The organism is uncultured Rhodococcus sp., assembly GCF_963525155.1.
Taxonomy (GTDB): domain Bacteria; phylum Actinomycetota; class Actinomycetes; order Mycobacteriales; family Mycobacteriaceae; genus Rhodococcus_F; species Rhodococcus_F qingshengii.
In genome coordinates, this window is record NZ_CAURKP010000062.1 from 18,240 (window position 1) to 28,593 (window position 10,354).

The following is a 10,354-nucleotide window of genomic DNA, read 5'->3' on the forward strand; positions in this document are numbered from 1 at the left end:
TGGTGACGCATCCAACCCTCGGCTTCCGAACAGGTCCGATACCCTGGTTCATCGTGACCGCTGCAAATTCAGAGACCGTCCGTGCCCAGTACGACCTGATCGTCGTCGGTTCGGGATTCTTCGGGCTGACCATCGCCGAGCGTGCCGCTACCCAGCTGGGTAAGCGCGTGCTGGTGTTGGATCGCCGTCACCACCTTGGGGGGAACGCATACTCGGAGGCTGAGCCGGAGACCGGCATCGAGGTCCACAAGTACGGTGCCCACCTGTTCCACACCTCCAACAAGAAGGTCTGGGACTACGTCACTCAGTTCACGGAGTTCACGAACTACCAGCACCGCGTCTTTGCGCTGCACAAGGGGCAGGCGTATCAGTTCCCGATGGGACTCGGTCTCGTGTCGCAGTTCTTCGGTCGGTACTTCACTCCCGAAGAAGCACGCGCCCTCATCGCCGAACAGTCCAGCGAGATCGATTCGAAGGACGCCTCCAACCTCGAAGAGAAGGCGATCTCCCTGATCGGGCGCCCGCTCTACGAAGCATTTGTGCGTGACTACACGGCTAAGCAGTGGCAGACCGACCCCACCGAGTTGCCCGCGGCGAACATCAGCCGCCTGCCGGTCCGCTACAACTTCGACAATCGCTACTTCAACGACACGTACGAGGGCCTGCCCGTCGACGGATATACGGCGTGGCTCGAGAACATGGCGAAGGATCCGAAGATCGAGGTCCGCCTCGACACCGATTACTTCGACGTCCGCGACGAACTGCGCACCGCCAGCCCCGACGCACCCGTCATCTACACGGGCCCGCTCGACCGCTACTTCGACTACTCCGAAGGTGCACTGGGATGGCGCACCCTCGATTTCGAGACCGAGGTTCTGCCCACCGGAGACTTCCAGGGCACCCCGGTCATGAACTACAACGACGCCGACGTGCCGTTCACCCGAATCCACGAGTTCCGTCACTTCCATCCGGAGCGCGAGTACCCGACCGACAAGACCGTCATCATGCGTGAGTTCTCACGTGCAGCGGAGGCGAAGGACGAGCCGTACTACCCGATCAACACTCCGGAGGATCGTGAGAAGCTCTCCGCGTACCGCTCACGCGCCAAGAAGGAGACCGCGGAGAACAAGGTCCTCTTCGGTGGGCGTCTCGGCACCTACCAGTACCTGGACATGCACATGGCGATCGCCAGCGCGCTGACGATGTTCGAGAACACCCTGCGCCCGCATCTCGAAACGGGTGCGGAATTGGCAGGGGAGAGCGAATGAACGCACGTCATCTACTCGAAGGCGAAGATGCCGTCACCGGCGACGAGGTGACCTACCTCGGCAAGTCCCTGCTCTCTCGGATCATCCTTCCCCGCGCCGGCGAACCTCTCGACGTCCGCACGCTGTACTTGGAGGAAGCTTCGACCAACAGTCGTCGGGCTCACTCCACCTCGAGGACGTCCGTCGCGCTCGGTGCCGAGACCGAGGTCTCGTTCGCCACGTACTTCAACGCGTTCCCCGCCAGCTACTGGCGTCGATGGTCCATCCTGAAATCTGTGGTCCTTCGACTCGAACTGTCCGGACACGGCCGCGTGGATGTCTACCGTTCCAAGGCGGACTCCTCGCGAATTCACGTGGAAGGCAAGGAATTTGCCGACGGTGATGCCGCGGTCGAACTCGAGGTGGAGCTGGCACCGTTCGAGGACGGCGGCTGGATCTGGTTCGACATCACCACCGATACGGCCGTAGTCGTCGAGAGCGGCGGCTGGTACGCGCCCGTCGAGGCTCCCGGCGAAGCGACGGTCGCCGTTGGTATTCCGACGTTCAATCGCCCGACCGACGCTGTCAAGGCGCTGGCTGCGTTGTCCTCGGATCCGCTGGTGTCGGACGTGATCAAGGCCGTCATCATGCCGGATCAGGGCACTCGTAAGGTGCGTGACGAGCCCGGGTTCGCCGAAGCTGCTGCAGCACTTGGTGATCGGCTCGCCATTCACGATCAGGGCAACCTCGGTGGCTCCGGCGGATACAGCCGAATCATGTACGAGGCGCTCAAGACCACGCAGTGCCAGCACATCCTGTTCATGGACGACGACATCGAGATCGAACCCGACTCGATCCTTCGTGCGCTTGCTTTCTCGCGCTTCGCGAAGTCGCCGATGCTGGTGGGTGGGCAGATGCTCAACCTTCAGGAACGTAGCCACCTTCACGTGATGGGTGAAGTGGTCAACCGCGGGATCTTCATGTGGTCTGCCGCGCCGAACGTCGAATACGACCACGACTTCTCCAAGAATTCGCTGCGAGATTCGAAACTGCTGCACCGTCGCATCGACGTCGACTTCAACGGTTGGTGGATGTGCATGATCCCGCGCCAGGTCGCGGAAGAGCTCAAGCAGCCGCTGCCACTGTTCATCAAGTGGGACGACTGCGAATACGGTTTGCGCGCAAAGGAAGCCGGATACCCGACCGTCACGTTGCCTGGTGCCGCGATCTGGCACATGGCGTGGAGCGACAAGGACGACGCCATCGACTGGCAGGCGTACTTCCACCTCCGTAACCGTCTGGTGGTGGCCGCGCTCCACATGCCGGGCAACGGCCGCGGCCTTGTCGTCAACACGGTGAAGGCGACTCTCAAGCACCTGCTGTGCCTCGAGTACTCCACCGTCGCGATCCAGAACAAGGCCATCGCGGACTTCCTCGCCGGACCGGAACACGTCGCGAACATGCTGCCCACCGCACTCGGTGAGGTTCACGCCCAGCGCAAGGAGTACCCCGACGCCGTCGTGGTGCCCTCGGCAACCGCACTACCGCTGCCCTCCGGCGCCGAAGTCGGGGACGTCAGCGCGCCGACCAACCCCGTCGCGAAGATCGTCCGCGTCGGCAAGGCTGTGGTACACAACCTCAAGCCCGCGCACCCCGAGCATCACGAGCGTCCTCAGCTCAACGTGCCGACCATCGACGCCAGGTGGTATCTGCTCTCGCAGGTCGACGGGGTCACCGTCACCACCGCCGACGGCCGTGGCGTCGTCTACCGCAAGCGCAACCCCAAGCAGGCACTCGAACTGCTCAAGGAAGCCATGCGTTTGCGCCGCGAACTCGCCGCCCGTTTCCCCGAGCTCAAGAAGCAGTACCAGGACGCCGTTCCTTCACTGACCAGCACGGAAAGGTGGGAACGTGTCTTCGGCATCTCCTGAAGTACAGATTCTGGCCGGGATTCAGTCGACCGTCGGGCAGCTGCCGGGAGCCGTCAAGGTCGCCCGCGGTATGTCTCACTTCGGTGAGCACTCCCTCGGATGGATCGCGATCGCTGCCGTCGGAGCTGCTGTGGACAAGCCGCGTCGACGGGAATGGGCCGGAGCAGCCGTCGGAGCCTTCGGTGCACACGCCGCCTCCGTGGTGATCAAACGAGTGGTCAGGCGCAAGCGACCTTCCGATCCTTCGGTGCAGGTCAACGTCTCGACACCGAGCAAGCTCAGCTTCCCGTCATCACACGCGACGTCGACGACGGCGGCGGCTGTGCTGATCGGTCGGCTCACCGGGCTACCCTTACCGGCGTTGCTGGTGCCCCCGATGATGCTCTCGCGTCTGGTCCTGGGAGTTCACTACCCGACCGACGTACTCGCCGGAGCGGCACTGGGAGCCGCATCCGCGGCGGTAGTTCGCCGGGTCGAAGAAGCCAGAGCCGAACAGAAATGTGGAGATAAATGAGCGAGGAACCGGCTACGGTCAGCGGACCCCCGAAGTCCCTGCCCGCCGGCATCGTCAAGGCGCTTCGCCCACGTCAGTGGGTCAAGAACGTCCTTGTGCTGGCAGCGCCCATCGCGGCCGGAACCGCCACCGAAGCCGACGTGCTGTTGCCCGTCGCGCTGGCGTTCGTCGTGTTCTGTATGGCGGCATCAGGCATCTATCTCGTCAACGACGCGATGGATGTCGAAGCCGACCGTGCTCACCCCACGAAGCGATTCCGTCCCATCGCGGCCGGTGTTCTACCCGTCAACATCGCCTACGGCATGGCAGTCGTGCTGCTTGCCGGTGCGATCGGGCTGTCCTTCCTGGCCAACTGGCAACTCGCCGTGGTCATGGGCGTGTACATCGTCATCCAGCTCGCCTACTGCTTCGGTCTCAAGCATCAGGCCGTCATCGACATCTGCATCGTCTCGTCCGGCTTCCTGCTTCGAGCGATCGCCGGTGGCGTTGCCGCCGAGATCGATCTCTCGCAGTGGTTCCTGCTGATGATGGCGTTCGGCTCACTCTTCATGGCGGCAGGCAAGCGCTACGCCGAACTGCAGTTGGCCGAGAAGACCGGCGCGAAGATCCGTAAGTCCCTCGAGAGCTACACGATGACGTACCTGCGTTTCGTGTGGACGATGGCAGCGACGACGCTGGTCCTCTGCTACGGACTGTGGGCGTTCCAGCAGGACGCCATCAAGGGCACCAACTGGTACGCCATCTCGATGGTGCCGTTCACCATCGCGGTGTTGCGATACGCGGTGGACGTCGACGGCGGCGAAGCCGGAGAGCCTGAGGAGATCGCGCTCGGTGACCGGGTGCTGCAACTCCTCGCGATTGCGTGGATCGGAGTAGTGGGTGTCGCTGTCTACCTCGTCTGAGCCACGCACCGAGGCCGACCCGCACGTCGACACTGCGGCGAATCGCACCACCCTCAGTCGAGGAGTTTTTCTCGGCGGGGTGGTGCTTGCTGCTGCCCTCATGTTCTGGGGTGCGTGGGAGCGTCGCTGGATCGCCGACGACGGACTCATCGTCTTGCGAACCGTCCGCAACCTGCTCGCGGGGAACGGCCCGGTCTTCAACGCGGGTGAGCGTGTCGAGGCGAACACGAGTACCGCGTGGACGTACATCGTCTACGCGTTCAGTTGGCTCACGCAGATCCGTCTCGAATACGTTGTTCTGACGATCGCGCTCGTACTCTCGACTGCTGCCGTCGTGTTGGCGATGCTCGGCACCGGTCGTCTGTACCGCGGCGTTCGGCCGTCGGCGGGCGGAACGATCCTGCTGGTACCGGCGGGTGTTCTCGTCTACATCGCGGTTCCGCCTGCGCGAGATTTCGCCACTTCCGGGCTCGAGACTTGCTTGGTGATCTTCTGGATCGCGCTCCTGTGGGTACTGCTCGTTCGGTGGGCGCAGGCGTCGACGCCGTCCACGGCGTCGATCCTGACTCTCTCGTTCGTGGCCGGACTCGGACCACTGGTTCGACCCGAGATGGCGATTCCCGGTGCTGCCGCGTTGATGATGATCGTTCTCTCCGCAGGCCTGACCTGGAAGATTCGCACACTGATCGTCGTCGTCGCCGGACTTGTCCCGGTGGCCTATCAGATCTGGCGAATGGGCTACTACGCCTTGCCGTACCCGAACACCGCGGTGTCGAAGGACGCCGGTGGCGCGAAGTGGGCGCAGGGTTTTGCGTACCTGTGGAACCTGGTCGGGCCGTACCTGCTCTGGTTGCCGTTGCTGTTCCTGCTCATCGGTGCGCTGCTGCTCGTGTGGCGAAGCCGAGCGGACACACCTACCGCTACCGCAGATCAACCCGCACGCCCGCTGTGGCAGCGCTTTCAGCAGTTTCTGCGCACGCCGCGGGCGATTGTCACCTTCATTCTCGGCAGTGGGCTGATCCTCGGGATCTACTCTCTGCGCGTCGGCGGCGACTTCATGCACGGCCGCGTCCTGTTGCCGGTGCTGTTCTGCCTGCTCATCCCGGTGGCGGTCATTCCGTTGCGGGTGCCGGCGCGGGCAGCGTTCGGAAGTAATCGCGACACCGCGATCTTCGGAGTCTCGGCGGTGCTGTGGATCGGCACGATCATCTGGGCCTTCTTCGCCGCGAACACGACGGGTATGCCCGAAGGATCCGTGGTGGGTCGCTCGGGAATCGTCGACGAGCGAGCGTTCTACGCACTCAACACCGGTCACAAGCATCCGATCCTGGCCGAGGACTACCTCGACTATCCGCGAATGCGTGCCATGGTCGAGACCATCGCGCGGACTCCGGAGGGTGGGCTGCTGCTGCCGTCCGCGAGCTACGACTCCTGGTTCGTCGTCCCACCACCCGGACCGATCGACGAGCCGGCCGAGCACGTCGTCTTCTTCCTCAACCTCGGAATGACGAGCATGAACGTCGGCCTCGACGTTCGGGTGCTCGATCAGATGGGGCTGGCGTATCCCCTGGCAGCTCACACCGAGCGACTCGAGGACGGCCGGATCGGGCACGACAAGAATCTCTATCCGGACTGGGTGGTCGCGGACACGGGAATGATCGACGTTCGACCGTGGCTGCCGTTCTTCCTCGACGAAGACTGGGTTGCGGACGCAAAGCTGGCCATCACCTGCCCGGAAACGCAGGAGTTGCTCACGTCGTACCGCTCCGAGCTGACCTGGGCCAGATTCAAACAGAACTTCCAGCAGGCATTCGACTTCGCGAAGTACCGATTCGACCGGGTTCCGGCCTACGAATTGGAACGCTGCGGTCTCGTTCCACCGGAGTCACCCAGGTGATGTGATCAGCATCACCGACTGTTGAGGGTTTGAATATTTCGATTCAGTAACACCGAATTGATTGGCCACGATGTACTCGAAGACGATTCACCTAACCTGAATCACCCCCGAGGGGTGATGACGGTGTTGCTCGCGGATTGGGACGTAACGGTCCACCTATTTGTCACAGCTGAACCTGTGACATAAAGTCCAGCGAGCGCAGTGTGACTTGGAAGAGGTCCGCTGCCGACCCGAACTCGTTCGGGCTGGCAGAAAAGCCTGTTCCCCGACGGAATCCGCCGGAACCACTCCACCGAGTGGGTTCCGCAGACGAAGAGAGAGAGCAGTATCCATGCGTTTTGCCAGAAAGAGGCTGACCCAGCGCCTCAAGCACCGAGCGTTGGCCATCGGTGCCGCAGCACTTGTGCTCCCCCTTGCTGCAGGAGTTGCCGGTAGTGCTGTCGCCTCTGCTGCGCCTGCGCACACTGCTCCCAGCCACACCGCCCCCTCCGGCGGATACGACGAGCTGTGGGTGCCCTCCTCGATGGGCAACATCAAGGTCCAGGTCCAGTGGGCCGCTCGCGGCGGAAACGCTGCCCTTTACCTTCTCGACGGCCTGCGTGCGCGTAACGACGCCAACGCGTGGAGCTTCGAGACCAATGCGAAGGACCAGTACCGCAACGACAACATCACCCTCGTGATGCCCGTCGGCGGCGAGTCCAGCTTCTACAGCGACTGGTATGCACCGTCGAACTTCAACGGCCAGCAGATCACGTACAAGTGGGAAACCTTCCTCACCGAAGAACTGCCCAACTTCCTCGCGAACTACGGCGTCTCGCCCACCAACAACGCGGTCCTCGGCCTCTCGATGGGTGGCAGCGCTGCTCTGACGCTGGCTGCTTACCACCGTGACCAGTTCAAGTTCGCCGGCTCGCTGTCGGGCTACCTGAACATCTCGGCTCCGGGCATGCGCGAGGCAATCCGCGTCGCAATGCTCGATGCCGGTCGCTTCAACGTCGACTCCATGTGGGGACCGCCGTGGAGCCCGTCCTGGCTGCGCAACGACCCGTTCGTCTTCGCACCGCGTCTGCAGGGCCTGTCGATGTACATCTCGTCGGCAAGCGGCCTGCCTGGTGAATACGACCACCCGCGCGCACCGATCGACTACTACAACACGGCTAACGGCATGGGCCTCGAGGCTCTCGCCCTGGTCAACACCCGTGCATTCCAGATCCGCATGAACTCGCTGGGTATCCCGGCCACCTACAGCTTCCCGTCCAACGGCACGCACTCGTGGCCGTACTGGTCGGCAGAGCTGTGGAAGGCTCGCGGCCAGATCCTCGACACCATGAACGCTTGGTGATCGTGCGCGATCCCGTGACCTAGTCACTTCACCAGTGCCGTTCCGGACTCCTCGAAGGAGAACCGGGACGGCACTTGTGTATTCAGGTGCTGCACAAGCGCCCGATGTCAGTAACAATTGCACCACCAGTAACAGCGCGGCTACCCCAAGCGGGGATCGTTTGCGTGTAGAAATAGTTTCAACGGGGGTCTGGCTGCTCAGGCGGCCACACGATCGACGCGCGGACCGAACGTAAGGAAAGAGAGTGAGCTCATGCGAGTAGGCCTTGCCACGGAGGACCGTCGCCGGTCCCGGGCAACCTTCCGGACAAAGGTCGTCGGCGCACTGGCAGCGATGCTGGTTCTGCCGATCGCCGCGGGCTTGACGACGGCCGGAACCGCGGCAGCCGCGCCGGCACCTGCTCAGGCCGCACCGGCCGCCACCCAGAACCCCACCGGAGCAGCGGTCACGAAGGTCGACTGGCTCAGCGAGCGTCGCGTCGCGCTGTGGGTGAACTCTCCCGCGATGGGCACCCCGATTCAGGTGCAGATCCTCTTGGCCCGCGATTGGAACGTCAATCCGTCGGCCAGCTTCCCCTCGGTCTGGATGCTCGACGGTCTTCGCGCGACCGACAACGAGAACGCCTGGACCTACGAGACCGACGCCGAGTCCTTCTACGCGGACAAGAACGTCAACGTCATCCTCCCGGTCGGCGGTCAGTCCAGCTTCTACTCCGACTGGCTCCAGCCCGACAACGGCAAGAACTACCAGTGGGAGACGTTCCTGACCAAGGAACTGCCCCCCATCCTCGAAAAGGACTGGCGGACCACGCAGACACGCGGTGTCGTCGGACTGTCGATGGGCGGCACGTCCGCCATGTTCCTCACGGCGCGCAACCCCGGCTTCTTCAAGTTCGCCGCTTCGCTCTCCGGCATCCTCACCACCACCTCGCTCGGCATGCCTCAGGCAATCCAGTTCGCGATGACCGACGCCGGTGGATACAACTCCGCCGCGATGTGGGGACCGCCGTCCAACCCGCAGTGGGCTGCACACGATCCGTACGCGCTCGCCGAGAAGCTCAAGGGCGTCAGCCTGTACGTCTCGAGTGGTAGCGGTACGACCGGCCCGTACGACCAGCCGTCGGGAATTCCCGGCGTAAGCACCAACTACGCAGGCATGGGCCTCGAGATCCTCGCTCGCCTGACCTCGCAGACCTTCGCGACCAAGCTCAACCAGCTCGGAATCCCCGCGCAGGTCAACTACCGCCCGTCCGGAACCCACTCGTGGCCGTACTGGCAGTTCGAGCTTCATCAGCTGTGGCCGCAGTTGGCCAACGCCATCGGCGTCGAGGTCGAGAAGCCGGCTTGCGGCACTTCGGGTGAGATCGGTGCGACGGCCGCAGCCAACGGCTGGATCGGTGACTGCATCACCCCCGAGTACAGCGTCGCGGGTGGCCTGGCACAGGACTTCCGCAACGGTCGCATCTACTTCACCAGTGGAACGGGCGCCCAGCCCGTCGCCGGTCGCATCGCCGGCGCGTACATGAACACCGGAGCAGCAGCCGGCCCGCTCGGCTTCCCGCGTACCCCCGAACTCGGTACCCCCGACGGACGCGGACGCTTCAACCACTTCCAGAACGGCTCCATCTACTGGACCCCGCAGACCGGCGCTCACCCCGTCAGCGGCGACATCCTCGCCGAGTGGTCCGCACAGGGTTGGGAAGGTGGCCCGCTCGGCTACCCGACTGCCGACGAGATCGCGACCCCCGGCAAGCCGGGCAAGGTCCAGGGATTCGAGATCGGCGCAATGTACAGCAGCGCCAACGGAACTCACGCGGTTCTCGGAATGATCATGGGCAAGTACGGCGAACTCGGCTGGGAAAACGGCTGGCTCGGATTCCCGAAGTCGAACGAGGTTCCGATCAAGGACAACGGACGCTTCACCGAGTTCGAGGGCGGCAACATCTACTGGAGCCCCGGCACCGGTGCATGGTCCGTCGAGAACGGTCCGCTGTTCGACGGTTGGAAGAGCGTCGGATACGAAGGTGGACGACTCGGATTCCCGATCAGTGACAAGTTCGACATTCCCGGTGGTGTCCAGCAGAACTTCCAGTTCGGCTACATCACGGTGATCGGTGACAAGACAGAAGTTCACTAACTCACAGTGGTGCACGACGGGCGGGCCCGATCACGGATCGGTGCCCGCCCGCGTGCGTTGCGTAACCTGTTGATGGACTTTCGACTGAAGGCAAGGACGGACATTGATGTCGCTTTTCTCGGGTAACCGAAACACTTGTGCACGCGCGATCGCGGTCGGCGCCCTGGCGCTCGCCACCGGTGGCGCGCTTGTCGCGTGCGGTAGTGACGACTCCACTGCAACCTCCAATCCGGTCACCACGACGTCCGCGGCGGCTTCGTCCTCGAGCGGTTCGGCATCTGCGTCCGCCTCTGCGACCACGACGGCGTCGGCTGCGCCCACCAGCCCGGGAGCCGCGGCCACCGCGCCGCCGGAGCAGCCGCAGAGCATCGAGGGCTTCCCGGGT

At 63.6% G+C, this 10,354-nt stretch carries 7 protein-coding genes and 1 pseudogene; all 8 read left to right on the plus strand.

What is annotated here, in order from left to right:
• The first annotated feature begins 53 nt into the window (after positions 1–53).
• Positions 54–1,268, plus strand: a complete 1,215-nt coding sequence (glf, locus tag RWT78_RS14700) for a UDP-galactopyranose mutase (RefSeq protein ID WP_003943925.1) — start codon at positions 54–56, stop codon at positions 1,266–1,268.
• Entirely contained in the window at positions 1,265–3,178 is a 1,914-nt protein-coding gene (locus tag RWT78_RS14705; protein WP_003943981.1) for a glycosyltransferase, read from the plus strand. Before glf ends, RWT78_RS14705 begins: the two co-directional genes overlap by 4 nt.
• Entirely contained in the window at positions 3,159–3,692 is a 534-nt protein-coding gene (locus RWT78_RS14710; protein ID WP_003943893.1) for a phosphatase PAP2 family protein, read from the plus strand. The genes RWT78_RS14705 and RWT78_RS14710 overlap by 20 nt, the downstream gene beginning before the upstream one ends.
• Entirely contained in the window at positions 3,689–4,594 is a 906-nt protein-coding gene (locus tag RWT78_RS14715) for a decaprenyl-phosphate phosphoribosyltransferase (protein WP_003943808.1), read from the plus strand. The genes RWT78_RS14710 and RWT78_RS14715 overlap by 4 nt, the downstream gene beginning before the upstream one ends.
• Positions 4,572–6,491: a flagellar motor control protein ZomB gene (zomB, locus tag RWT78_RS14720; RefSeq protein ID WP_270008840.1), complete on the plus strand. Its 1,920-nt coding sequence runs from the start codon at positions 4,572–4,574 to the stop codon at positions 6,489–6,491. Before RWT78_RS14715 ends, zomB begins: the two co-directional genes overlap by 23 nt.
• Positions 6,492–6,822: 331 nt before the next feature.
• Entirely contained in the window at positions 6,823–7,833 is a 1,011-nt protein-coding gene (locus RWT78_RS14725) for an alpha/beta hydrolase family protein (RefSeq protein WP_003943835.1), read from the plus strand.
• A gap of 252 nt (positions 7,834–8,085) precedes the next feature.
• A complete protein-coding gene (locus RWT78_RS14730) occupies positions 8,086–9,969 on the plus strand; it encodes an alpha/beta hydrolase-fold protein (protein WP_003943922.1) in 1,884 nt (627 codons plus the stop codon).
• Between the two features lie 106 nt (positions 9,970–10,075).
• Positions 10,076–10,354 (plus strand): annotated as a pseudogene (locus RWT78_RS14735) (DUF732 domain-containing protein); the annotation flags it as partial.

Excerpts from the sequence above, each read along its gene's own strand:
- RWT78_RS14725 (WP_003943835.1), top strand. The coding sequence starts at position 6,823 with ATGCGTTTTGCCAGAAAGAGGCTGACCCAGCGCCTCAAGCACCGAGCG.
- RWT78_RS14715 (WP_003943808.1), top strand. The coding sequence starts at position 3,689 with ATGAGCGAGGAACCGGCTACGGTCAGCGGACCCCCGAAGTCCCTGCCC.
- RWT78_RS14730 (WP_003943922.1), top strand. The coding sequence starts at position 8,086 with ATGCGAGTAGGCCTTGCCACGGAGGACCGTCGCCGGTCCCGGGCAACC.
- RWT78_RS14705 (WP_003943981.1), top strand. The coding sequence starts at position 1,265 with ATGAACGCACGTCATCTACTCGAAGGCGAAGATGCCGTCACCGGCGAC.